The following is a 22,738-nucleotide window of genomic DNA, read 5'->3' on the forward strand; positions in this document are numbered from 1 at the left end:
TCCGCGGGAGTCGGGCCCGCGCGCGTCAGGCGGTGCGGAATCCGGCGACCGCAGCCCGGGCGGTGCGCTCGAACGCGGGCGCGACGCGCTCCTCGCCGTCGAGGTAGCCGCCGACGAGGGCGGCGTCGCGCAGCAGAACCAGCGACGCCGCAGCGTCCGCGGGCCGGGCGAGGCCCGCGCCTGCGGCGACCTGCTCGAGGGTCGAACGGAACCACTCCCGGTGCTCGGCGATCAGCTGCCGCACTGCGCCGGACTCGTCCGGGTACTCGGCGGCGGCGTTGATGAACGGGCAGCCGCGGGTGTGACGCAGGCGGATGTCGGCGGCGATGCCGTCGATCACGGCGTCCAGCAGCAGCGAGGGGTCGGTCACGGCCGCGCCGGCATCCGCGAACATCCCCCGGAGGATCTCGTCCTCATTGCGGAGGTACGCGAGGACGAGGTTCTCCTTGCCGCCGAACTGCTTGTAGAGCGTGGCCCTCGTCACCTCCGCCTCCGCGATGATCCGGTCGACGCCCACGGAGTGGATGCCCTCCTCGTAGAAGAGACGCGTGGCCGTGTCGATCAGGCGGGTGCGAGCCGGGCTCGGGCGCTTCGGTGTGCTGGTCTCCATGATGTTCCTTCCCCATCGTGGCATCCGAACGACGGCATCCGATCTCCGACTTCTCGATTTCCGGGAATATCTTGCGGTGGATAGAACGTTCGGTCTACTATCAGCATACGCCACCCGCACAGGGCGGGACCGATTCAAGGAGAAGAAGAGATGAACACCACCGAGAAGACCCCGATCGTCCTCATCCACGGTCTCTGGATGACGCCGAAGAGCTGGGACACCTGGGCAGAGCGCTTCCGCGCACAGGGCCACGAGGTGATCGTCCCCGGCTGGCCCGGCATCGACGACCGCTCCGTCGCCGACATCCGCCGCGACCCGTCCGCACTCAAGGGCATCGGCCTGAAGAAGATCGTGGACCTCTACGAGCGCATCATCAGGAAGCTCCCCGTCAAGCCGATCATCATGGGCCACTCCTTCGGCGGCGTCATCACGCAGATGCTCGCGGACCGCGGTCTCGGCGCCGCCTACGTCGGCGTCGCGCCGGGGCAGACCGCCGGCATCACCACGCTCCCCCTCTCGACCCTGTGGACCGGCACGCCGATCCTCTCGAACCCCTTCGGCATCAACGGCGCGAAGCCGCTGTCGAAGCGGCACTTCCACTTCACCTTCGGCAACGACCTCAGCCGCGCGGCATCCGACGCCCTGTGGGAGGAGTACGCCGTGAACTCCTACAACCGGGTGTTCTTCGAGGGCGTGAGCTCGGTGCTGAACGAGAAGGGCGGCGTGACCCACGTGGACTACGCGCGCGCCGACCGCGCCCCGCTGCTCGTCATCACCGGCGAGATCGACCACGTCGTGCCGCCGGCCATCGGCAAGGCGATCGTGAAGAAGTACCGCTCCTCCGGAAGCCCCGCGATCGTCGAGTACAAGGAGTACGCCGGCCGCACGCACCGCCTGGTCAGCCAGGACGGCTGGGAGGAGATCGCCGACGAGGCCCTGACCTGGGCGGTGGCGCACGCGACGGCATCCGTCGCCTGATGCCGGACGGGTTCCGGCTCGCCTCCCACCCGCGCCGTTCGGGAGGAGAACACGCGCTCGGGCTGAGGATCGCCGCAGATTCCTCAGCCCGAGCGCGTGTTCTCCTCCCGAGCCTGTGTACGGACAGGCGCGGATGCGGCGGAACAGCGGATGCCGGGGACGCGAAAAGGGCGAGGATCCGAGGATCCTCGCCCTTCTCAGAAAGCGATGCTTACCAGCTCGACTTGGTCACGCCGGGCAGCTCGCCACGGTGCGCCATGTCACGGAAGCGGACACGCGAGATGCCGAACTTCGTGAGGACACCGCGGGGGCGGCCGTCGATGACGTCACGCGAACGCAGGCGGACCGGCGACGCGTTGCGCGGCAGCTTCTGCAGGCCGACGCGAGCGGCCTCGCGGGCCTCGTCGGTGGCGTTCGGGTCGACCAGGGTCTTCTTCAGCTCGAGACGACGCTCCGCGTAGCGGTCCACGACTGCCTTGCGCTGCTCGTTGCGAGCGATCTTGCTCTTCTTAGCCATGGATCAACGCTCCTCTCGGAATTCGACGTGCTGACGGATGACCGGGTCGTACTTCTTGAGCACGAGACGGTCGGGGGTGTTGCGGCGGTTCTTCTTCGTCACGTACGTGTAACCCGTACCTGCCGTCGAACGCAGCTTGATGATCGGACGGACGTCCTGTGCCTTCTTGGCCATTAGAGCTTCACACCCTTCGCCTGGAGGTCCTTGACCACGTTCTCGATGCCGCGGACGTCGATCACCTTGATGCCCTTGGCGGACACGTTGAGCGTGATCTTACGACCGAGCGAGGGGACGAAATAGGTCTTCTTCTGCACGTTCGGGTCGAAGCGGCGCTTCGTCCGGCGGTGCGAGTGCGAGACGTTGTGACCGAAGCCGGGAACAGCACCGGTCACCTGGCACACTGCTGCCATGATGTGACTCCTTCTATACCGTGAGACCGGACGGCCTCACCCAAGATCCCTTGTCTGCGCGCAACCCTCGACCCGCCGATTCCTCGGCCGCGGAAGGGGGAAGCACACGAACTGCGCACAGGAGTGTGCGCAGACAAAGAGTCAGTCTAGCACGGATGCCGCGGCGGCCACTTCGCGTGCCCCGCGACCCCAGCGGAACGGCGAGACGGTCGGGTCGCCGGCGATCCAGAAGCGCCAGGGGAAGGCGTCCGTGCCTGCCACTCCGGCGACCCCCACGCGCGGCCCGGTGGCGATGTCGGCGACGGGCTCCTCGCGCAGCAGCAGCTCCGCGCGCGCACCGTGCCATTCCGCGCCGGTGATCGCGTCGACTCCGTCGTGGAGCGGATGCCGCAGTCCCGAGGCCTGCCCGAATCGGCCCGGCCCCCGGGCGAGGTCGCGGCGCTCGGCCGCCGTCAGGGGCAGCGCCCGCCCGCGACGGGACGCGGCGGCCTCCAGCCCCGACAGCACCTCCCCCGCACGCAGCAGCACACCGCCGGCCTGACCGTCCGGTCCGCACACGACGTTGACGCAGGAGTGGATGCCGTGACTGAGGTACACGTAGAGGTGCCCGGGCTCGCCCCACATCGTGGCGTTGCGGGCGGTGCGCCCCATCCGCGCATGCGACCCGGGATCGGGCACAGGACCGGTCCCGTGCCCGTGATAGGCCTCGACCTCCGTGAGGCGGAGCCTCACCTCGCTGCCGCCGAGCACGGTCCTCAGCTCGCCGCCGAGCAGCCGCGGCGCGACCTCGGCGGGAAGTCCGCGCAGATCGTCACGGGCGGCCGGGCGCAGAGCATCCGTCATGGCGCTCAGAACTGGGGCGCCGTCTGGCACCACGAGGCGTCGAATCCGGTGAGCGGCACGATCTCCTCGCCGGTCTCCAGGTCGAGGAAGTGCGTCTCCAGCCTCTGCGGCAGCGGCAGCAGCATCCGGTCGTAGGGGTTGTCCATCACCGAGGGGGCGATCACCACCGCGGCGTACTGCCCGCTGGGCGAGGCGCAGGCCTGCAGGATCGAGTCGGCCGGACCGACCTCGACGAGCGGGGTCGCCGTGCCTTCATCGTCCACCTTGACGATCGCCTGCCCGCTGGGCACGCCGTTCGCATCGCGCGCGACGACGTGGCGCAGCGTGCCACCAGGGAACGGGCTGATCGTGATCGCCTTGCCGTAGTCGGGGTCGGAGGCCGCGAGCGGCTGCTCCGAGCCGTCGGCGAGGTTCAGCTCCACCACGGTGCCGTCGAGCCGCTCCACGACCGCGGTGTAGGTGCCGCGGCTGATGCCCTGGATCGTCGTCGCCAGCCCGAGCGACTGCACGCCGGCGTCCGTCGAGTGGTCGACGAGCGAGAGCGCCCCGTCGAAGTCGATGAAGAGCACGGCGGCGCTGTCGGGCACGAACTGCCAGACGAAGATGTTCGCCTCCTCGCCGCCGACCTCGGTGATCTGCGGCTCGTCGTCGCCGTCGAGCGACTGGGTGACGAGCACGCTCGCGCGGCCCTCGGTGTCGCTGAGCTCCTTGTCGGAGTAGCTGTAGCCGACCAGGCCGCCACGGTCGGAGACCTGGATCGCGCCGACGTAGCCGACGCCCGGCAGCTCGAGCTCGCGCTGGTTCGAGCCGTCGCGGTCCATCACGAGGAGCTTCGAGCCCTCGTCCTCCTCGATCGACACGACGAGCCGCGTCGACGTCGCCCGGAAGTCGTTGATCCGGTCGGCCGCGAAGACGGCGACGCCCTCGCCGGAGAGGCCGGTGCGGAAGATCTTGTCGTCGCCCTCGGCATCGCGGTTCAGCAGGAAGATCTCGGATGCGGGCGTGCGGAAGCTCGTGGTGAGGTCGGCGCTGGGTCCGCCGCCGGCGCCCTGGGCGCCGGTGACGGACACCGTGTACTTCGTGTCGTCGTCGAGGGGGACGGTGAAGCGGATGCCGACCCCGCGGCCCGAGGAGTCGACGGTGAACGGCACGGCCGGCTCGACGGTGATCTGCGACGCGTCGATCTCGGCGAGCGACTGGTTCGCGGTGAGGATGACGCGGCTGCCGCTCGACTCGATCGCCTGCTTCGGATCGACCTGCACCTCGGTGATCCGCGGCCCCTGCGTGAGGCTGACCGCGCCGAGCCCCGCCCCGATCAGGACGAGGATGCCGAGCACCGCGCCGATCGCGAGGAGGAAGCGGCGGTCGCGCGGGGCGGCCGGTGCTGCCGGCCGGGGCTTCGCCGCGGACTGGGGTGCGTCCTGCGGAGCCGTCACCTTCTCCTCGGTCGTCGAGCGAGCGAAGCGAGACGAGACGCCGTGAGCCGACGTCGGCGGCTCGCCGCTGGAGTCGTGCGCAGCGTGAGGCGTTTCGTCTCGGTCGGCTCCGCCGTCCTCGCTCAACGGCCGGGGCGCTGGACCCGCCGCGTCGCGCTCCTCGCTCGACGACCCGGCGCTGACCGCGTCATTCTCGGGTGCGATCGGCGCGGCGTCCTCCGCGGCGGCCTCCCGCTCCGCCGCCCCGCGCTCCGCGGCTTCCCGGGCCGCGCGCATCTCCGCGCGGGTGCGCGGGACGGCGGGTGCCTCGGGGCGCTCGTCGTCAGTACTCATACGGGTCCCCCGGCTCGTCGATCGCCTCGACCGAGTCCGGCACGACGTGCAGCGAGCCGTCGGCATCCGCCTTCACCGTGCCGGTCACCTGCACCCACTGCCCGGTGCCGAACTCGCCGGCGTCGATCGTGACGGGCAGGGTGGCGGTCTGCGCGTCGATCACGCAATGGGTGATCACCAGACGCGTGAGGTTCACCCCGTCATCCGCCGGGGTGACGAACCCGGTGAGCGTGACGTCCTTGCCGTCGTACGCCGCGGGGTTCGTCGCCGTGGCGAAGACGCTCGCCCAGTCGCCCACGCCGAAGGTCGAGGTGTCGGCGACTCCCAGCGTGATGTCGTCGGCGCCGGCGAAGAGGGCGGTCTGCTCGCCTGCGCGCGACATGGCGAGCTCGACCGACAGCGAAGCGGGCGGGAGCAGGAGGGCGGCGGCGACCACGCCGGAGGCGACGACGCCCCCGGCCACCGTTCCCGCGGTCGCGAGCGTGCGACGCGTCGACGGCTCGGCATCCTGCGCATGATCGTGTCCGTGGTCGTGCCCGTGGTCGTGCTCCGTCTCGGAACCGAGCGGGAGGGCGAACGACCAGATCGCACCGGCCAGGGTGACCACCGCGGCGGCGCACGCGAACCAGACCGACTCCGGGCTGATGTAGAGGGTGAGCCTGCCGGTCATCCCGAGGCCCAGCGTGACCACGGCGATCACCGCGGCGAGGCCGATGCCCAGCCAGCGGGAGCCCAGGGCCCTGGCGCGTGAGGAGACATGCTCAGACAAAGACGTTCACCCCGATCCCGATCGCGAAGGCGGCGAGCACGACGACCCCGACGATGCCGGCGAGGGTGCGGGTGGTGAAGGTCGTGCGCATGAGCGCGAGCATCTTCACGTCGACGAGCGGTCCGACGAGGAGGAACGCGATGAGCGCTCCGGAGGAGAACGTCGAGGCGAACGAGAGCGCGAAGAACGCGTCGACGTTGGAACAGATCGCGACGGTCATCGCGAGCGCCATCATCGTCACGATGGACAGCACCGGGTTCGACCCGATCGCCAGCAGCACGTCGCGCGGGATGAGCACCTGCACCGCTCCGGCGAGCGCCGAGCCGACGACCAGCGCCGGCATCACGGCGCGCAGCTCGACGAGGAACTGCGTGAGGCTGCGGCGCACCGGGGTGCCCGGCTCGTGCGTGACGCGCTCGCAGGTGTCGACGAAGCGCTGCGTGAGCAGGGTGTCGGGCGCGGGGTGGCGGCTGTAGATCCAGCCGATGACGTTCGCGATCAGGTAGCCGCCGACGAGCCGCGCGACGAGGATGCCGTCGTCGAACCCGAACGCCGCATGCGTCGTGAGGATCACGATCGGGTTCACGATCGGCGCCGCGATGAGGAAGGTCAGCGCCTCGGCCGGCGCGAGACCCCGCATCATGAGGCCGCGGGCGAACGGCACGTTGCCGCACTCGCACACCGGGATCAGCATCCCGAGCAGGGAGAGCACCGCGCGGCGCGCCCAAGCGCGCTTCGGCAGCCAGCGGTGGATGACGTCGGCGGGCAGCCACACCTGCACGACGATCGACAGGAGCACGCCGAGGATCACGAACGGCAGCGCCTCGATGAGCACGCTGAGCGCGAGGGTCAGGCCGTCCTGCGCCCGGCTCGGCAGCGACACGTCGTACAGCGACGGCAGGAAGCGGTCCACGAGGAACAGCGCGGCGACGATCGCGACGCCGAGTCCGACGCCGATCCACGGCGAGCGCGGCGGCCGGCTCGCCCGGGGCGCGTGCGCGTGGCCGGTCGGGGTCGCGGTGGAGGTGCTCACGCGCCCGCTGCCGCTTCCTCGTCGCGCAGGCGGGTGCACGGCGTGCACAGCCCGAAGATGTCGACCACGTGCGCGGCATCCGTGAACCCGTGCAGGGCAGCCGTGCGATGCGCCCACTGCTCGACGTCCTTGGCCTCGATCTCGACCGTCAGGCCGCAGTTCCGGCAGATCAGGTGGTGATGGTGGCCCTGGGTGGTGCAGGCGCGGTACAGCGCCTCGCCCTCAGGGCTCTGCAGCGAGTCGGCGTCGCCGGATGCCGCGAGGCCGGCGAGCGCGCGGTAGACCGTCGCCAGGCCGATGCCGGTGTTGTCGTCGCGGAGGGTCGCGTGCAGGCTCTGCGCACTCACGAATCCGCGCGCGTCGGCGAGCGCTTCGCGCACGCGTTCGCGCTGCCAGGTGTTCCGCTGAGCCATACCCAGAAGTCTAGGCGGCCCCGGTGTCCGCGGGCTGGGAGCCGCCGGCCGGTGTCCTCCGCGCCGACGATCCGCGGATGCCGCGACGATCAGCGGACCGATCCGGCGCTGTCCGCCCGTGAATCGTCATCGGCTCCGCGGATCGTCGTGTTACGGGCCGTCCTGGGATACCCGGCGACCCGCCGGTATCGTTGCGGCATCCGACCCGAGGGAGCCCTGATGACCGGCTGGCGACTGCGCGAGTTCCACAACGACGATCTGGGCGGCATCCTGCACCTCTGGGAGAACCTGAAGCGCTCGGGATCCGAGCCCGTCTACGACCTCAGCGAGGTCGTCGCGTCCTGCCAGAAGGACCACGCGATCGTGGCGGTGCACGGCGACGAGGTCATCGCGGCGGTGGTCGGCCGGCGCGCACACGACCAGGGCTGGGTGGTCTTCTTCGCGATCGACGACGGCTGGCGCGGTCGCGGCATCGGCTCCGCCCTGCTCGCCGCCCTGGAGAAGAGCATGCAGCCGTACGGGCTGACCAAGCTCTCCGCGCTGATGCCCGAGGAGGAGACGCGGCTGGCGGCCTTCGAGGCGCGCGGCTTCGAGTCCAAGCACCACCTCAAGTACTTCGAGCGCCGCATCCCGGTGCAGCGCCAGGAGCTCACGTCGCTCGCCGAGCTCGGCGGCCGCCTCATGCCGCAGGGCCTGTGGGAGGCGGTCTCCGGCATGCGCCGCGAGAAGGAGATCCTCGAGCAGCGGCTCGTGATGCCGCTCGCCGAGCCCGACCTGGCCGACAGCTTCGGCGTCGTGCCGCCGCGCGCCGTGGTGCTCTTCGGCCCTCCCGGCACCGGCAAGACGACCTTCGCGAAGGCGATCGCCTCGCGGCTGGAGTGGTCGTTCGTCGAGGTCTTCCCCTCGCGGCTGGCGGCCGACCCCAAGGGACTCGCCGGAGCCCTCCGCGAGACCTTCACGAAGATCTCCGAGCTCGAGCACGCCGTGGTCTTCATCGACGAGGTGGAGGAGATCGCGGCACAGCGGTCGGGCGAGCCGCCGTCCCCTCTGCAGGGCGTCACGAACGAGCTGCTGAAGATCATCCCCGCGTTCCGCGAGCAGCCCGGGCGCCTGCTCGTGTGCGCCACGAACTTCATCCGGGCGCTGGACAGCGCGTTCCTCCGGCACGGCCGGTTCGATTACGTCATCCCGATCGGCCTCCCCGACCGCGCGGCGCGCGCGTCGATCTGGCGCCGCTACATCCCGGAGCTGGTGGCGGATGACGTCGACGTCGACGTCCTCGTCGACCGCACCGACGGCTTCTCCCCCGCCGACATCGAGTTCGCCGCGCGCAGCGCCTCCCAGCGCGCCTTCGAGAAGGCCCTCGGCGCGGGCGTCGACGCCGCGGATGCCACGGGCCCGACGACCGAGGACTACCTCGAGGCTATCGGCGGCACCCGCACGACGGTGTCGCCGGAGACCGCGGCCGAGTTCCTCGAGGACATCGAGGCGCTCGCCCGGGTCTGAGCCGGGCGAGCGTCCTGTTCACAACTCCTCGATTCCCGCGGCCCGGCGCTGCTCGGTCCGCGTGACCGCGCGGGACGACGCGTCCTCGCGCGGCGTTCGCGAGGAGTTGTGAACGTCAGGCGCGGCGCACGCGGCCGCGGATCCAGCTGATCACCCAGCACACGGCGTAGATCAGGAACGAGAGCGTCGTGATGTAGGGGCTCACCGGCAGCGTGCCGGCGAGCGCGAGGAGGATGCCGCCCACGGCTGCCGTGAACCCGAACAGCGCCGCGAGCACGGGCACGGCGACGGGGCCCGCCGTCACGCGCATCGCGGCGGCGGCCGGGGTGACGAGCAGCGCCATCACCAGCAGCGCGCCGATGATGTGCACGCTCACGGCGACGATGAGACCGAGCAGCACCATGAACAGCAGGCTCACCGCCCGCGTCGGCACGCCCCGCGCGGCCGCCGACTCCGGGTCGAGGGAGTCGAACCGCAGCGGGTTCCACATCAGCAGGAGACCTGCGAGCACCACGACGCAGATGCCGATCAGCCAGCCGAGGTCGGGGCTCGACACCGAGACGATCTGCCCGGTGAGCAGGCTGAAGCGGTTCGCGCTGCGCCCGTCGTAGAGCGAGAGGAACAGGATGCCGAGGCCGAGGCCGAACGGCATCAGCACGCCGACGATCGAGTTCCGGTCTCGGGCCTTCGCGCCGAGGAGGCCGATGAGGATCGCGGCGACGAGCGCCCCGCCGAGCGATCCGAAGACCACGCTGCCGCCGAAGAGCAGGGCGGCCGCGGCCCCCGCGAACGAGAGCTCGCTGACGCCGTGCACCGCGAAGGCGAGGTCGCGCTGCATCACGAAGACGCCGATCAGCCCGCCGACGATGCCCAGCACGGCGCCGGCGACGATGGAGTTCGCCAGCAGGGCGACCAGCTCGCCGTAGTCCTGGAACGAGAAGATGTCGCCCCAGTTCATGCGGTGCCTCCGTGGTTGTGGTCGTCGTCGTGCACGTGGTGCGGCTCGGCGTCGGGCACGCCGACCACGACCAGGCGGTCTCCGGCGCGGAGCACGAACACCGGCGTGCCGTACAGCTCGGTGAGCACCCGGGTCTGCAGCACCTCGTCGGGGGTGCCGAGCAGGAACCGTCCGCCGGCGATGTACAGGATGCGGTCGACGCGGCCGAGGATCGGGTTGATGTCGTGGGTCACGAACAGCACCGCGGCGTCGCGCTCGCGGCGCTGCCGGTCGATGATGTCGGTCACGGCGTGCTGGTTCGCGAGATCGAGGTTCGACAGCGGCTCGTCGCAGAGCAGGAGCGACGGCTCGTCGGCGAGCGCCTGACCCACCCGGAGCCGCTGCTGCTCGCCACCGGAGAGCAGCCCGACCCGGCGCTCGGCGTAGTGCGCGGCGCCGACGGACTCGAGGAGCCGGTCGACCTTCGCCCGGTCGCCGCGGTGCGGGATCGGGAGTCCGAAACGGCTGCCCTGCACGCCGAGGGCGACGAGGTCGCGCGCCCTCATGCTCGTGTCCGCCGGGATCGCCCGCTGCTGCGGGATGTAGCCGATGCGCGGGTTCCCCCGGCGCACCGGCTCGCCGGCGACGCGGATGCTCCCCGAGGAGAGCGGCTGCAGTCCCAGGATGCTGCGCAGCAGCGTGGTCTTGCCGGAGCCGGACGGACCGAGCACGGCGAGGAACTCGCCGGGCTGCACCGTCAGATCGAGTCCGGACCACAGCTCGCGGTCACCGCGCTGGAGGGCGGCGCCGCTGATCTCGAGGACGGGCGCGGTGGCGCGCTCCGACCCGCCGGTCACGAGGTGACGGCGTCGGCGAGGCTCTGGATCCCGTCACGCATCCACTCAGCGTACGACGATCCGTCCTCCAGCAGCTCCGTGAATGCCACGACGGGGATGCCGGCGGCCTTCGCCGCCTCCTCCACGCGCTCGGTCTCTGCCCCGCCGGTCTGCGCGTTCGTGAGCACGGCGCGCACGTCTCCGGCCTCGATCACGTCGAGCGCGGCGAGCAGGGTGGCCGGAGACACGTCCGACCCCTCCTCGACGGACTCCGCGAAGCCCTCCGGCGTGACGTCGGTGAGTCCGGCTGCCGCGGCGAGGTAGCCGGGCAGCGGCTCGGTCATGAAGACGCTCGCGCCGGCTGCATCCGTCTTCAGGGTCTCCAGGTCGGCCTCGAAGCCCTCGAGCTCCGTGACGAGGTCGGCGGCGGCGGCCTCGAAGCCGGCCTTGCCCTCGGGGTCGAGCTCGGCGAGCTCGTCCGCGATCGCCTCGACGACGTGCACCATGGTGTGCGGGTCGAACCAGACGTGCTCGTTGAAGCCCTCGATGTGGTCATGACCTTCGTGGTCGTGACCCTCCTCGGCGTGCTCCTCCTCGTGCTCGGTCTCGTCGGCGTGCTCGGCGTGCTCCTCCTCCGCCTCGTGACCCTCGTTGCCGGGGAAGTCGTGCGAGAACTCGACCGCGGTGACGACCGCCGGGTCGTCGGCATCCTGCAGGAGGGTGTCGATGAACGAGTCGTAGCCGCCGCCGTTCTCGATGACGAGGTCGGCGTTCTTGACGGTGAGGCGGTCGCGGGCGCTGGCCTCGTAGGAGTGCGGATCCTGCGCGACGTTCTCGATGAGCGAGGTGACCTCGACCCGGTCGCCGCCGATCTGCGCGGCGATGGAGCCGTAGACGTTGGTCGAGGCGACGACGGTGATGCCGTCGCTCGCGCTCTCGGCCGCGGGGGTGCCGGCGCATCCGGCGAGGACGAGGGCGGCGGCGGAGGTGAGGGCGAGAGCGGCGACGGGCTTGTGCATGCCTCCACTCTAATCGCTAATGAGAACCATTATCAAATGAGCGCCTCGCCTGCGCCGGCCCGCGCACAAGTGCAGGCGCAGAATGACGGATGCAGGTCCGGAACCGGGTTCCGGACCTGCATCCGTCCATTCGCCCTGCAGCTGTCAGGGGCGGTCGCGGGTCAGTCGACGAGCCCCGCCGGAGCGATCCACGCGGTGGCGTCGCCGGGCAGCGCGCCACCGGTGATCTCCAGGTTCGAGAGCACGACACCCTCGGCGTCCGCCCCCAGGTCGAACGGCTCCGCGCCGAAGTTGGTCACGATCTGCCAGCCGTTCGGGCGGGCGAAGCGCAGCACGTCGGGCCGGCCGGTCTCGATCCACTCCAGCTCCTCCTCGGACTGCAGCCGGTGCCGCAGCCGCAGCGCCTGGCGGTAGAGCGACAGGGTGGATGCCGGGTCGGCGGCCTCGACCTCGGCGGCGTGCGCCGCGAACCAGGCCGGCTGCGGCAGGTGCGCGCCGCCGGCGCCGAACCCGAAGGACTCCCCGTCGGCGGTCCACGGCAGCGGCACACGGCATCCGTCGCGGCCGAGCCGGTCGTACTCGGAGCCGCGGAAGAACCCGGGGTCCTGCCGCTGCTCCGGCGCGATCTCGGCCACCTCGTGCAGGCCGAGCTCCTCGCCCTGGTAGAGGTACGAGCTGCCGGGGAGGCCCAGCATCAGGAGCGTCGCGGCGTGCGCACGGCGCAGGCCCTGCGCGCGGTCGATCCCCTCCTCGGGTCCGCCCGCCTCGACCCACTCGGTGCCCTGCTTGACCAGGCTCCCGTTCAGCGGCGGCAGACCGTACCGGGTGGCGTGCCGCGTGACGTCGTGGTTCGACAGCACCCACGTCGTGGACGAGCCGCTCAGCTTCGACTGGGCGAGGTTCTCCGTGATGACGGTGCGGAACTGCGTGGCGTCGAAGTCGGCGATGAGCAGATCGAAGTTGAACGCCTGGCCGAGCCCTTCCGCCGAGGCGTAGCGGGCGCGGCGCTCCGGTGTCTTGACCCACGCCTCCGCCACGGCGGTGCGCGGCGGCTGGTACTCGTTGAAGACCTTGCGCCACTCGGCGTAGATCTCGTGCACGTCGTCGCGGTCGATCAGCGGATGCTTGCCGTCCTGCGGGAGGCGCTCGAGCTCGGCGCGGCTGGGCAGCGGGTCGGTGAGGTCCTTGGTGAGCATGTGCGCCACGTCGATGCGGAAGCCGTCGACCCCGCGGTCCGACCAGAACCGCAGCGTCTTCAGGAAGTCCTCGTGCACCTCGGGGTTGTCCCAGTTCAGGTCGGGCTGCTCGACGGCGAAGTTGTGGAAGTACCACTGGCCGTCCTCGACCCGCTCCCACGCCGGCCCGCCGAAGACCGACTCCCAGTCCGTCGGCGGCTCCTCGCCGTTCTCGCCCCGGCCCTCGCGGAAGATGTAGCGGTCGCGGGCCGCCGAGCCGCGCCCGGCGGCCAGCGCCTCCTGGAACCACTCGTGCAGGTCGGAGGTGTGGTTCGGGACGATGTCGACGACGACCTTGATGCCGCGGGTGTGGAGGGCGGCGACCATGGCGTCGAAGTCCTCCAGGGTGCCCAGCCGCGGGTCGACGTTCCGGTAGTCGGCCACGTCGTACCCGCCGTCCGCGAGGGCCGACGGGTAGAACGGGCTCAGCCACACCGCGTCGATGCCGAGGTCCGCGAGGTAGTCGACGCGGGACAGGATGCCGGGGATGTCGCCGATGCCGTCGCCGTTCGCATCGGCGAAGCTCCGCGGATAGATCTGGTAGACGGCGGCCTGCCGCCACCAGGTGGCGTCTGTCGTGGGGGTCTCGACGAGAAGCGCGTCGGTCATGAGGGGTGAAGCTCCTTCTTTCTTGCGGGTTCGTTGATTGTCGGTGATCCGGACGGCGATCCGGTCAGCCCTTGACAGCGCCCTGGGTGACGCCTTCCATGACCCAGCGCTGCGTGAACAGGTAGGCCACGATCGCGGGCGCCATCGCCATGAGGTACGACGCGAAGGACACGTGGTAGTTGTTGCTGAACTGAGTCTGGAACAGGTTCTGCCGCACCGGCAGGGTCTGCAGCGCCGGGTCGGAGATGATCAGCGACGGCATCATGAAGTCGTTCCACGCGTAGAGGAAGGCGAAGATGCCGACCGTGGCGCTCATCGGCGCGAGCAGCGGGAAGATCATGTGCCAGAACGTCTGCCAGGTCGACGCCCCGTCGATGCGCGCGCTCTCCTCGAGCTCCAGCGGGATCGACCGCAGGAACGCGGTGAACAGCAGCACGCTGAAGCTCAGCTGGAACATCGTGGCGAGGATGATCACGCCGAACGGGTTGTCCAGGCCCACCCGGCCGGTGAGCTGGATCTGCGGCAGCGCCACGACGGGGAACGGGATGAACATCGCCGCGAGCAGGTAGAAGAACGAGTAGCGGAAGAGCTTCCTGTCCCAGTTCCGCACGATCGCGTAGGAGGCGAACGCAGCGAGCACGATCGTCGCGATCACGGTGCCGGCCGTGACGAGCAGCGAGATGCCGGCGCCGACGGGGAACTTCGTGAGGTTCCACGCCTCGATGAAGCCCTCGATGCTGAACGGCGCGGGGAAGGAGAAGGCGTTGCCGTCGACGGCCTGGCTCTGCGTCTTGAACGCCATCGAGATGGTGACGTAGAGCGGCAGCAGCACGGTGACGGCGCACAGGATGAGGATGATCGTGCCCGACCAGTTCACCCGCTCCATCTTGATGCGGGGCTTGCGGCCGGATGCCGTGACGGTGGTGAGGGTCTGCGTGGACATCAGAGCGCGTTCCTTCCGCGGGTCAGCGAGAGCTGCAGGACGGAGATGAGGATGGCGACGATGAAGAAGATCGTCGCGTTGGCCATCTGGTAGGCGTAGTCGCCGCCGTTGAAGCCCGCGATCACGGTCATCGCGATGCTGCGGGTGGAGGTGCCGGGGCCGCCGTTGGTGAGGCCGACGATGATGTCGTAGGCGTTCAGGAAGCCCTTGAACCCGAGGATGACGTTGATCACGACGTAGCCCGCAACCAGGGGGATGGTGATGCGGGTGAGCTGCTGCACCTTGTTGGCGCCGTCGATGTCGGCGGCCTCGTACACGTCGCCCGGCACCGACAGGAGGCCCGCGATGTAGATGAGCAGCGTGCCGGGGATCGCCTGCCACGCGGTGACGATGACGATCGCGATCCAGGCGAGGTCGGGGTTGGCGAGCAGGCTCGTCTCCAGCCACGGGATGCCGGTGGCGGCACCCGCTGCGGGCAGCGAGTTCGAGAACAGGAAGTTGAAGACGTAGGCGATGATGATGCCGGAGATCACCATCGGGATCACGAAGATCGTCCGCAGCCCGGTCTTGAAGCGGATGCGGGAGGTCAGGCCGACCGCCAGCAGGAACGCGATCACGTTGACGACGATCACCGTGGCGATCGAGAAGCCGAACGTGAACAGGTAGCTCTGCAGGATGGCCGGGTCGCTGAAGATCGCGATGTAGTTGGTGAGGCCGTTGAAGCTCCACTCGCCGATGCCGATCGAGTCGGTGAAGCTGAAGAAGATGCCCATCACCCCGGGCAGCGTGATCGCCAGCGTGAACAGGATCACCGTCGGGATGAGGAACAGGTAGTAGATCGGCTCCACGCGCTTCGTGCTGCGCCGGGCCGTGCGGTCGCCACGGGTGACGATGGTCGTCGTGGTGCTCATTCTCCGGACTCCTCTGTCGTCGGAACGGGGGCGCGGAACGCGAGTCGCGCCCAGTCCGCGTCCATGGTGCGCAGCATCGCTGCCGGGTCCGCGCCGAGCACGATGGCCTGCGCGTAGTTGAAGACCGGGATGGTCTTGGGCACGAGCACGGAGGGGCCCTGGTACACCTGGCCGGCGTCGTAGTACTCGATCATCCCCTCGATGCGCGGGTCGTCGGGGGCGGCGGCATCCTTCGTCGGCGTGAAGCCGAGCTGGGACGCGTTGTACGCCTCGATGTTCTCCGGCAGGTAGAGGAACTCCAGGAAGTCGCGGGCGGCCTCCTTGTGCCGCGAGCCCTCCGGGATCATCGCCGCGAGGTCCATGTTGACCCGCACGGCGAGATCGGAGGCGTCGTCGGTCATCGGCAGCGGGAAGGTGCCGAGCTCGAGGTCGGGGGCGGTCTTCGCGATCTCGCTGAAGGCCCACGGGCCCTGCAGGTACATCGCCGCCTCGCCCTTCGAGAACGCGAGGTTGCCGTCGCCGTAGCCGCGGCTGGCGGCATCCTCGTTGACGTAGTTCCCGGTGAGCTCGAGCATCCGGTCGACCGGGGCTGCGAAGTCCTTCTCGAACGAGACGTCGGAGTCGGGACCGACGTCAGCGCCCTCCGCGGCGAGGTCGTCGTAGAACTCGACGACGTCGAGCGAGCCGCCGACGGAGTAGTCGTACCAGCCCTGCCCGATCGTCCAGTCGTCCTTGAACGTGGCGTAGAACGGGGTGATGCCGGCGGCCTGCAGCTGGTCGCAGACGGCGATGAGCTCGTCCCAGGTGGTCGGCACCTCGAGGCCCTGAGCCTCGAAGATCTCCTTGTTGTAGATCACGGAGGACGCCATAACCGAGTACGGCAGGGCGCTGATCCGGCCCGCGCAGGAGCCGTACTGGTCCATGAGCGGCTGCAGGTCCTCGCGGACGGATGCCGCGGCGTCGGTGCCGGTGAGGTCGCTGAGCGTGCACCGCTGCACGAAGCGGGCGACCTCCATGTTGTAGTTGGCGAGCATGATGTCCGGCGGGTTGCCGCGGACGAAGCTCGCCGAGACCACGTCGACGCCCGAGGTGTCGATCTCGACGTGCACGTCATCCTGGGAGGCGTTGTACTGCGCGACGAGATCGGTCATGAACTCGATCGCCTCGCGCTTGCTGAACGTGAAGCGGATGGTCTCCGCCCCGTCGCCGGCTGCGCAGCCGGCGAGCGCCGTGCCGAGCAGGGCGAGCGCGGTCGCGCCGGCGGCGAGCCGGATCGCGCGTGTGGATTTCACAGACACCGTCGTCCTTCCGAGTTTGTACATCCGTTGACTAAATCTAGTGAGCGAATTTACTTCGTCAAGAGGTACTGTCTCATTGGAGGAGAGGGGAGGTCAAGACCCGTGGCAGAAGTTTCCGCAGACCTGGGCACCGGGCGCGCGAGCGTCGGCGCCGTGCTCGACTTCGCCTGGACCGCAGGCGAATTCACCGCCACCGATGTCATGGCCGCCACCTCGCTCACCCGCTCGACGGCGATCGACGCGGTGGACACCTTGGTCAGCGGCGGAATCCTGCGCGAGCTGCCGAACGCGCGCGCCGTCGGGGCCTACCGCGCCGGCCGCCCTGCCCGGCGCTTCGCCCTGGCGCCGGACCTCGGCGTCGTCGTCGGCATCGACGCCGGAGACACGCACCTCGCCGTCACCGTCGCCGACCTGCTGGAGACCACCCTGGTGCAGCACCGCGCCGAGGTCGACCCGGATGAGACGCCGGAGCAGCGCCGCGCCGTCATCCTCGCGCGGCTCGAGGAGGCCCTCGCCGAGGCCGGCCGGACCCGCGACGACGTGCTCGCGATCTGCGTCGGCGTCGCCGCCCCGGTGAACCGCGCCGGCAGCTCCCCGCCGCACCCCGACGGTTTCTGGGAGCGCACGAACCCGGGGCTCACCGAGGCCCTGCGCGGCTGGGCGCCGGTCGTCGAGATCAAGAACGACGCCCTGCTCGCGGCCGTCGCCGAGGGCTCGCAGGGAGCGGCGATCGGATGCCGCGACTACGTGGCCCTGCTCGCCGGCGAGCGCTTCGGCGGCGGCGTCGTCGTCGACGGGCACCTGCTGCACGGCGCGCACGGCGGCGTCGGCGAGGGCGTGGTGTTCGACCACATCATCGGCGTCGGCTCGGCCTTCGGCCTCGGCCCGAGCCTGCACCACCAGCTGCTCGCAGCCGTGGACTCCGGCGAGGTCGACCCCGGCAGCCCGGTGGGACGGCTCGTCGGCGCAGACCGCATCGACACGCGCCAGCTGCTCGCCCTCGCCGCCGCCGGCGACGCCGACGCCCTGCTCGTCACCGGGCGGCTCGGTGAGATCGTCGCCCGGATCGTCGGCGTGCTGGGCAGCATGTACGACCCCGCGCGCGTGATCATCTGCGGCGCCATGGCCGAGAGCATCGAACCCGTCCTCGCCGCCGCCAGGGCCGTGCTGCCCGAGCAGCTCCATCTGCCCGCGCCGGACCTGATCGCCTCCTCGCTCGGCGTGGAGGTCGTGTCGCTCGGGGCCGTGGCGAGCGCGCGGCGGGCGGCGCAGGAGCGCGCGGTGCCGCTGCTGGCCGAGCAGCGGCTCGCGGTGCGGGCGTAGCCCGCGGCATCCGCTCCGGTCAGTCGACGAGCAGCGCGGGCTCCTCCAGCACCGACGCCACGTCGGCGATGAAGCGGCTCATGCCGTCGCCGTCGATCACACGGTGATCGAAGGAGCCGGCGACGGTGGTCACCCAGCGCGGGCGCACCTCGCCGTCGACGACCCACGGCTTCTGGCTGATCGTGCCCATGGCCACGATGCCGGCCTCGCCGGGGTTGATGATCGGGGTGCCGGCATCCATGCCGAAGACGCCGATGTTCGTGATCGTGATGGTGCCGCCCTGCTGGTCGGCGGGGCTCGTCTTGCCCTCCCGGGCGGTGAGCGTGAGGCGGTTCAGCGCGCGGGCGAGGTCCTTCATGCCGAGGTCCTGCGCGTCCTTGATGTTCGGCACGAGGAGTCCCCGCGGAGTCGCGGCGGCGATGCCGAGGTTCACGTAGTGGCGCACGACGATCTCGGGGCCGTTCTCGGTCTCGACCCAGGCGGCGTTCACCATCGGCGTGCGGCGGGCGGCCCAGATCACGGCGCGGGCCATGATGAGCAGCGGCGAGACACGGATGTCGGCGTACTCCGGCGCGGCCTTGAGGCGCTTCACGAGCTCCATCGTCCGGCTCGCGTCGACTTCCTTCCACACCGTGACGTGCGGGGCGGAGTAGGCGCTCTGCACCATCGCCGAGGAGGTCGCCTTGCGGACACCCTTCACGGGGATCGACTCGGTGCGGCCGTCGTCGTTCACCGCGGATGCCGGCGCCGGCGCGACGCCCCTGGCCAGGCCGACCGGGGCGGTCTGCGGCGCGGGCACGGTCTCCTCGCGGACGTCGCCCCACTCGGGGGTCTGGATGTTGCGGAACACGCTCGCCTGCGAGGCGTGCTTCATCACGTCGTCGCGGGTGACCTCGCCGTCGGCGCCGGTGGGGGTGACGGTCGTGAGATCGACGCCGAGGTCGCGGGCCAGCTTGCGGATCGGCGGCTTCGCGATCACGCCGACCGAGGAGCGCACCGGGCGCTCAGCCGGGCGCTTGCGTCGGGAGGTGGCCCCTCCCCCGGTGCCGTAGCCGACGAGCACCGAGCCTCCGGCCTCCTCTGCCGCGGGCGCGGCCGGCGCCGCCGGGGCCGCGGGGGCGGCATCCGTGACGAAGGTGATGATCGGGGTGCCGACCTCGACCGTCGCGCCCTCGGCGGCGAGCAGCTCGCCGACGACGCCGGCGTGCGGTGAGGGCAGCTCGACGAGCGACTTGGCCGTCTCGATCTCGCAGATCACGTCGTTGATCGCGACGGTGTCGCCGGGGGCGACCTTCCACGACACGATCTCAGCCTCGGTGAGGCCCTCGCCGACGTCCGGGAGGTTGAAGTTCTGCGTGCTCATGATTGATCCTCTCGTGCACGGCGTTCAGAACTCCTCAAGAACGCACCGGAAAGGGCCGGAATCGCGGATCCGGAGCCGAGATCCGGCGTTGTCCGAGGAGTTGTGAACATGGAACGACTGTCAGTAGGCCAGCGAGCGGTCGACGGCCTCGAGGATGCGATCCGCATCCGGGAGGTACGCGCCCTCGAGCTTCGCGGGCGGGAAAGGGGTGTCGTAACCGGACACCCGCAGCACCGGCGCCTCGAGGGCGTAGAAGGCGCGCTCCATGACGGTCGCCGCGACCTCGCTGCCGAGGCTGGTGAACTGGGGAGCCTCCTGCGCGTAGACCATGCGTCCGGTCTTGCGCACCGAGTCGAGGATCGGCTCGTAGTCGATCGGCGACAGCGAGCGCACGTCGACGACCTCGCAGCTGGTGCCCTCGGCCTCGGCGAGCGCTGCTGCCTGCAGCAGCGTCGTGACGATCGCGCCGTGACCGACGAGGGTGACGTCGGTGCCGGTCCGCACGACCCGGGAGGCGTGCAGCGGCACGGCCGACGCGTCGAGCTCGACCTCGCCCTTCTGCCAGTACCGGCTCTTCGGCTCCATGAAGATCACGGGGTCGTTCGAGGCGATCGCCTCCTGGATCATCCAGTAGGCGTCGTTCGGCGTCGACGGCGACACCACACGCAGGCCCGGGGTGTGCGTGAAGTACGCCTCCGGGCTCTCCTGGTGGTGCTCGACGGCGCCGATGTGCCCGCCGTAGGGGATGCGGATCACGATCGGCAGGGAAAGCCTGCCCTCGTGCCGGTTCGTGAGCTTCGCGAGCTGCGTGGTGATCTGGTCGAATGCCGGGAACACGAACCCGTCGAACTGGATCTCGATGACGGGACGGAACCCGGCCATGGCGAGCCCGATCGCGGTGCCGACGATGCCCGACTCGGCGAGCGGGGTGTCGAGCACGCGGCGGTCGCCGAAGTCGCGCTGCAGGTGCTCGGTCACGCGGAACACGCCGCCGAGCTTGCCGATGTCCTCACCCATGAGCAGGACCCGGTCGTCGTCCTCCATGGCCTTGCGCAGGCCTGCGTTCATCGCCTTGCTGAGCGGCATCGTCTCCAGAGCCATGATCAGTTGCCTCCCTCGAACGACGCCTCGTAGGCGGCACGCCACGCCTTCTGCTCGGCCATCAGCGGATGCGGCTCGCTGTACACGTGGTCGAAGATCAGGTCGGGGCTCGGCGGGCCGAGCTCCACGGTGCGGGCGCGAAGGTCCTCCGCGGCATCCGCCGCCTCGGCATCAACCCCGGCAAAGAAGGCGTCCGACGCTCCCTTGCCGGCGAGGAACGCGCGCATGCGCACGATCGGGTCGCGCTCGGCCCACGCCTGCTCCTCCTCGGAGCCGCGGTACTTGGTCGGGTCGTCGCTGGTGGTGTGCGCGCCGAGCCGGTAGGTCACGGCCTCGATCGCGCGGGGGCCGAGACCGGAACGCGCCTCGTCGAGGGCCACGCGGGAGACCGCATAGCTCGCGAGGACGTCATTGCCGTCGACGCGGACGCTCGGGATGCCGTAGCCGGCGCTGCGCTCGACGAGCGGCACCCGCGACTGGGTGCTCACCGGGACCGAGATCGCCCAGTGGTTGTTCTGCAGGAAGAACACGGTCGGCGCCTGGTAGCTGGCGGCGAAGACCATCGCCTCGTGCACGTCGCCCTGGCTGGAGGCGCCGTCGCCGTAGTAGACGATGACGGCCTCGTCTCGCTCGGGGTCGCCGGTGCCGGTGCGGCCGTCGAAGGAGAGGCCCATCGCATAGCCGGCGGCGTGCAGGGTCTGCGAGCCGAGCACGAGCGTGTACAGGCGGGTGTTACCGTTCTTCGGGTCCGCCGGATCCCAGCCGCCGTGCGAGACGCCCCGCATGAGCTTGATGATGTCCACCGGGTCGACGCCGCGGATGCGCGTGACCACGTGCTCGCGGTAGGAGGGGAAGATCGTGTCCTGCGCGCGGGCGGCGCGCCCGGAGCCGACCTGCGCCGCCTCCTGCCCGCGGGACGGCGGCCACAGGGCGAGCTGTCCCTGGCGCTGCAGGTTGGTGGCCTGGGTGTCGATCGCGCGGATGACGACCATGTCCCGGTAGAACTGCTCGAGCTCGGCGTCGCCGATCGCCTCGATCAGCGGCAGGTACCGCTCGGCGGCGGGACTCGGTGCGAAGCGGCCGCCCTGATCCAGGACGCGGACGAGTTCAGTCTCAGGCGAGGTCACGGTCCCACGCTACTCGCGCCCGCATGCCGGGTCACGCATACCTAGGACGCCCTCGTATCTGTCCGGAACCCGGAGAAATGGCCGGTCAGAGGGCTCCGCGGAGCGCGGCGGCGACGTCGAGGATCCGGGCGACGGAGTCCTCCTCGCCCACGGAGATGCGGATGCCGTCGCCCGAGAACGGTCGCACGATGAGGTCGTTCTGCACGAGCGTCGCCGCCGCGGCATCCGTCTGCTCGCCGGTGGGCAGCCACACGAAGTTGCCCTGGGCGTCGGGGACGTCCCATCCCTGTGCACGGAGACCCTCGACGAGGCGGGTGCGGCGCTCGACGATGACGTCGACCCGGGCGAGGAGCTCCTTCTCGGCGTCGAGGCTCGCGATGGCGGCGTTCTCGGCGGCCCCGGTGACGGACAGGGGGATGCCGGTGGTGCGGGCGGCGTCGAGGACCTTCTCGTTGCCGATCGCGTAGCCGATGCGAAGCCCGGCGAGCCCGTACGCCTTGGAGAAGGTGCGCAGCACGACGACGTTCGGGTGGCGTTCGAAGACGCGCTCGGCGAGGCCGTCGATCGCGTCCGGAGCGGTGACGAACTCGGCGTAGGCCTCGTCGAGGACGATGAGCACGTCGGCCGGAACCCGCTCGACGAAGTTCGCGAACTCGTCGCCCGTGATGATCGGTCCGGTGGGGTTGTTCGGGGTGCACAGGATGATCGCGCGGGTGCGGTCAGTGACGGCATCCGCCATCGCGTCGAGGTCGTGACGGGAGTCGGCGGTGAGCGGCACCTGCACGCCGGTCGCCCCGGCGACGAGCGGGAGGCTGGGATAGGCCTCGAAGGAGCGCCACGCGTAGATCACCTCGTCGCCCACGGAGGACGTCGCGAGGATCAGCTGATGCAGGATCGAGACGCTGCCGGCTGCGACGTGGACCTGGTTCGGGTCGACGGCGTATCGCGCGGCGAGCCGCTCGCGCAGCCGGCCGGCGGTGGCGTCGGGGTAGCGGTTGATCGGCGTCGCGCGCTGCAGTGCGTCGACCACGGAGGGCAGCGGCTCGAACGGGTTCTCGTTGCTGGAGAGCTTGAACGCCTCCGGCCCGGCCTGCTTCCCCTGGCGGTACGGCGCGAGGGCGGCGATGGCGGGGCGGATGCGCGGCAGGATCGGGTCGGTCACGCTCCCAGTGTAGGAGGGGCGCGGAT

At 70.4% G+C, this 22,738-nt stretch carries 23 protein-coding genes; 3 read left to right on the forward strand and 20 right to left on the reverse strand.

Annotation, left to right across the window (positions count from 1 at the left end):
• Positions 1–25: 25 nt before the first annotated feature.
• Positions 26–610, reverse strand: coding sequence for a TetR/AcrR family transcriptional regulator (locus G6G98_RS10655; RefSeq protein ID WP_164234589.1), 585 nt, complete (start codon positions 608–610; stop codon positions 26–28).
• A 150-nt stretch (positions 611–760) separates the two neighbouring features.
• On the opposite strand from G6G98_RS10655, the gene G6G98_RS10660 reads away from it, so the two are divergent.
• Positions 761–1,588, forward strand: a complete 828-nt coding sequence (locus tag G6G98_RS10660) for an alpha/beta hydrolase (RefSeq protein ID WP_164234588.1) — start codon at positions 761–763, stop codon at positions 1,586–1,588.
• 211 nt (positions 1,589–1,799) lie between these two features.
• Here G6G98_RS10660 and rpsN read toward each other — a convergent pair whose 3' ends face one another.
• The 8 genes from rpsN to G6G98_RS10700 all read right to left on the reverse strand — a co-directional run bounded on the left by rpsN (position 1,800) and on the right by G6G98_RS10700 (position 7,342).
• The gene (gene rpsN, locus G6G98_RS10665; protein WP_067348133.1) at positions 1,800–2,105 is read right to left on the reverse strand and encodes a 30S ribosomal protein S14; all 306 of its coding nucleotides are present in this window, start codon (positions 2,103–2,105) and stop codon (positions 1,800–1,802) included.
• Between the two features lie 3 nt (positions 2,106–2,108).
• Positions 2,109–2,279: a 50S ribosomal protein L33 gene (rpmG, locus tag G6G98_RS10670; RefSeq protein WP_017203558.1), complete on the reverse strand. Its 171-nt coding sequence runs from the start codon at positions 2,277–2,279 to the stop codon at positions 2,109–2,111.
• On the reverse strand, positions 2,279–2,515 hold the full coding sequence (rpmB, locus tag G6G98_RS10675) for a 50S ribosomal protein L28 (RefSeq protein ID WP_017203559.1): 237 nt from the start codon (positions 2,513–2,515) through the stop codon (positions 2,279–2,281). The genes rpmG and rpmB overlap by 1 nt, the downstream gene beginning before the upstream one ends.
• A 141-nt stretch (positions 2,516–2,656) precedes the next feature.
• Positions 2,657–3,358 (reverse strand): DNA-3-methyladenine glycosylase, encoded by a 702-nt coding sequence (locus G6G98_RS10680; RefSeq protein WP_164234587.1) that lies wholly within the window; start codon positions 3,356–3,358, stop codon positions 2,657–2,659.
• A 5-nt stretch (positions 3,359–3,363) separates the two neighbouring features.
• Positions 3,364–5,127, reverse strand: a complete 1,764-nt coding sequence (locus tag G6G98_RS10685; protein WP_164234586.1) for an Ig-like domain-containing protein — start codon at positions 5,125–5,127, stop codon at positions 3,364–3,366.
• On the reverse strand, positions 5,117–5,896 hold the full coding sequence (locus tag G6G98_RS10690; RefSeq protein WP_243842089.1) for a TIGR03943 family putative permease subunit: 780 nt from the start codon (positions 5,894–5,896) through the stop codon (positions 5,117–5,119). Before G6G98_RS10690 ends, G6G98_RS10685 begins: the two co-directional genes overlap by 11 nt.
• Complete coding sequence (locus G6G98_RS10695; protein WP_067348140.1) at positions 5,889–6,929, reverse strand: permease; 1,041 nt, start codon at positions 6,927–6,929, stop codon at positions 5,889–5,891. The genes G6G98_RS10690 and G6G98_RS10695 overlap by 8 nt, the downstream gene beginning before the upstream one ends.
• On the reverse strand, positions 6,926–7,342 hold the full coding sequence (locus G6G98_RS10700; RefSeq protein ID WP_067348146.1) for a Fur family transcriptional regulator: 417 nt from the start codon (positions 7,340–7,342) through the stop codon (positions 6,926–6,928). Before G6G98_RS10700 ends, G6G98_RS10695 begins: the two co-directional genes overlap by 4 nt.
• Before the next feature lie 219 nt (positions 7,343–7,561).
• Here G6G98_RS10700 and G6G98_RS10705 point away from each other — a divergent pair, with 219 nt between their 5' ends.
• Positions 7,562–8,848: an ATP-binding protein gene (locus G6G98_RS10705; RefSeq protein ID WP_067348148.1), complete on the forward strand. Its 1,287-nt coding sequence runs from the start codon at positions 7,562–7,564 to the stop codon at positions 8,846–8,848.
• Between the two features lie 115 nt (positions 8,849–8,963).
• On the opposite strand, the gene G6G98_RS10710 is transcribed toward G6G98_RS10705, so the two are convergent.
• The 7 genes from G6G98_RS10710 to G6G98_RS10740 form a co-directional block, all read right to left on the reverse strand.
• The gene (locus tag G6G98_RS10710; RefSeq protein WP_067348150.1) at positions 8,964–9,806 is read right to left on the reverse strand and encodes a metal ABC transporter permease; all 843 of its coding nucleotides are present in this window, start codon (positions 9,804–9,806) and stop codon (positions 8,964–8,966) included.
• Complete coding sequence (locus tag G6G98_RS10715) at positions 9,803–10,642, reverse strand: metal ABC transporter ATP-binding protein (RefSeq protein ID WP_164234585.1); 840 nt, start codon at positions 10,640–10,642, stop codon at positions 9,803–9,805. The genes G6G98_RS10710 and G6G98_RS10715 overlap by 4 nt, the downstream gene beginning before the upstream one ends.
• Positions 10,639–11,640 (reverse strand): metal ABC transporter solute-binding protein, Zn/Mn family, encoded by a 1,002-nt coding sequence (locus G6G98_RS10720; RefSeq protein ID WP_164234584.1) that lies wholly within the window; start codon positions 11,638–11,640, stop codon positions 10,639–10,641. The genes G6G98_RS10715 and G6G98_RS10720 overlap by 4 nt, the downstream gene beginning before the upstream one ends.
• Positions 11,641–11,801: 161 nt before the next feature.
• Positions 11,802–13,484, reverse strand: a complete 1,683-nt coding sequence (locus G6G98_RS10725; protein ID WP_164234583.1) for a glycoside hydrolase family 13 protein — start codon at positions 13,482–13,484, stop codon at positions 11,802–11,804.
• Between the two features lie 64 nt (positions 13,485–13,548).
• The gene (locus G6G98_RS10730; protein WP_164234582.1) at positions 13,549–14,427 is read right to left on the reverse strand and encodes a carbohydrate ABC transporter permease; all 879 of its coding nucleotides are present in this window, start codon (positions 14,425–14,427) and stop codon (positions 13,549–13,551) included.
• Positions 14,427–15,338, reverse strand: coding sequence for a carbohydrate ABC transporter permease (locus G6G98_RS10735; protein ID WP_067348167.1), 912 nt, complete (start codon positions 15,336–15,338; stop codon positions 14,427–14,429). Before G6G98_RS10735 ends, G6G98_RS10730 begins: the two co-directional genes overlap by 1 nt.
• Positions 15,335–16,636: an ABC transporter substrate-binding protein gene (locus G6G98_RS10740; RefSeq protein WP_243842090.1), complete on the reverse strand. Its 1,302-nt coding sequence runs from the start codon at positions 16,634–16,636 to the stop codon at positions 15,335–15,337. The genes G6G98_RS10735 and G6G98_RS10740 overlap by 4 nt, the downstream gene beginning before the upstream one ends.
• A gap of 102 nt (positions 16,637–16,738) precedes the next feature.
• Between G6G98_RS10740 and G6G98_RS10745 the strand changes: the two genes are divergently transcribed.
• A complete protein-coding gene (locus G6G98_RS10745) occupies positions 16,739–17,959 on the forward strand; it encodes an ROK family protein (RefSeq protein WP_164234580.1) in 1,221 nt (406 codons plus the stop codon).
• A 19-nt stretch (positions 17,960–17,978) separates the two neighbouring features.
• On the opposite strand, the gene G6G98_RS10750 is transcribed toward G6G98_RS10745, so the two are convergent.
• The 4 genes from G6G98_RS10750 to G6G98_RS10765 all read right to left on the reverse strand — a co-directional run bounded on the left by G6G98_RS10750 (position 17,979) and on the right by G6G98_RS10765 (position 22,712).
• Positions 17,979–19,322: a dihydrolipoamide acetyltransferase family protein gene (locus tag G6G98_RS10750; protein ID WP_067348189.1), complete on the reverse strand. Its 1,344-nt coding sequence runs from the start codon at positions 19,320–19,322 to the stop codon at positions 17,979–17,981.
• Positions 19,323–19,442: 120 nt separating this feature from the next.
• Positions 19,443–20,423, reverse strand: coding sequence for an alpha-ketoacid dehydrogenase subunit beta (locus G6G98_RS10755; protein WP_164234579.1), 981 nt, complete (start codon positions 20,421–20,423; stop codon positions 19,443–19,445).
• Between the two features lie 2 nt (positions 20,424–20,425).
• Complete coding sequence (locus G6G98_RS10760; RefSeq protein WP_164234578.1) at positions 20,426–21,550, reverse strand: thiamine pyrophosphate-dependent dehydrogenase E1 component subunit alpha; 1,125 nt, start codon at positions 21,548–21,550, stop codon at positions 20,426–20,428.
• A gap of 85 nt (positions 21,551–21,635) precedes the next feature.
• A complete protein-coding gene (locus tag G6G98_RS10765; RefSeq protein WP_067348198.1) occupies positions 21,636–22,712 on the reverse strand; it encodes a histidinol-phosphate transaminase in 1,077 nt (358 codons plus the stop codon).
• Positions 22,713–22,738: the final 26 nt, after the last annotated feature.

The sequence above is a fragment of the Microbacterium hydrocarbonoxydans genome, assembly GCF_011752045.1.
In the GTDB taxonomy this organism is placed as follows: Bacteria; Actinomycetota; Actinomycetes; order Actinomycetales; family Microbacteriaceae; genus Microbacterium.

What these genes read in the sequence shown, in the direction of transcription:
- G6G98_RS10655 (WP_164234589.1), bottom strand. Translation starts at nt 610, where the DNA reads ATGGAGACCAGCACACCGAAGCGCCCGAGCCCGGCTCGCACCCGCCTG.
- G6G98_RS10755 (WP_164234579.1), bottom strand. Translation starts at nt 20,423, where the DNA reads ATGGCTCTGGAGACGATGCCGCTCAGCAAGGCGATGAACGCAGGCCTG.
- G6G98_RS10725 (WP_164234583.1), bottom strand. Translation starts at nt 13,484, where the DNA reads ATGACCGACGCGCTTCTCGTCGAGACCCCCACGACAGACGCCACCTGG.
- rpmG (WP_017203558.1), bottom strand. Translation starts at nt 2,279, where the DNA reads ATGGCCAAGAAGGCACAGGACGTCCGTCCGATCATCAAGCTGCGTTCG.
- G6G98_RS10685 (WP_164234586.1), bottom strand. Translation starts at nt 5,127, where the DNA reads ATGAGTACTGACGACGAGCGCCCCGAGGCACCCGCCGTCCCGCGCACC.
- G6G98_RS10730 (WP_164234582.1), bottom strand. Translation starts at nt 14,427, where the DNA reads ATGTCCACGCAGACCCTCACCACCGTCACGGCATCCGGCCGCAAGCCC.
- G6G98_RS10680 (WP_164234587.1), bottom strand. Translation starts at nt 3,358, where the DNA reads ATGACGGATGCTCTGCGCCCGGCCGCCCGTGACGATCTGCGCGGACTT.
- G6G98_RS10710 (WP_067348150.1), bottom strand. Translation starts at nt 9,806, where the DNA reads ATGAACTGGGGCGACATCTTCTCGTTCCAGGACTACGGCGAGCTGGTC.
- rpmB (WP_017203559.1), bottom strand. Translation starts at nt 2,515, where the DNA reads ATGGCAGCAGTGTGCCAGGTGACCGGTGCTGTTCCCGGCTTCGGTCAC.
- G6G98_RS10735 (WP_067348167.1), bottom strand. Translation starts at nt 15,338, where the DNA reads ATGAGCACCACGACGACCATCGTCACCCGTGGCGACCGCACGGCCCGG.
- G6G98_RS10705 (WP_067348148.1), top strand. Translation starts at nt 7,562, where the DNA reads ATGACCGGCTGGCGACTGCGCGAGTTCCACAACGACGATCTGGGCGGC.
- G6G98_RS10720 (WP_164234584.1), bottom strand. Translation starts at nt 11,640, where the DNA reads ATGCACAAGCCCGTCGCCGCTCTCGCCCTCACCTCCGCCGCCGCCCTC.
- G6G98_RS10700 (WP_067348146.1), bottom strand. Translation starts at nt 7,342, where the DNA reads ATGGCTCAGCGGAACACCTGGCAGCGCGAACGCGTGCGCGAAGCGCTC.
- G6G98_RS10750 (WP_067348189.1), bottom strand. Translation starts at nt 19,322, where the DNA reads ATGAGCACGCAGAACTTCAACCTCCCGGACGTCGGCGAGGGCCTCACC.
- rpsN (WP_067348133.1), bottom strand. Translation starts at nt 2,105, where the DNA reads ATGGCTAAGAAGAGCAAGATCGCTCGCAACGAGCAGCGCAAGGCAGTC.
- G6G98_RS10660 (WP_164234588.1), top strand. Translation starts at nt 761, where the DNA reads ATGAACACCACCGAGAAGACCCCGATCGTCCTCATCCACGGTCTCTGG.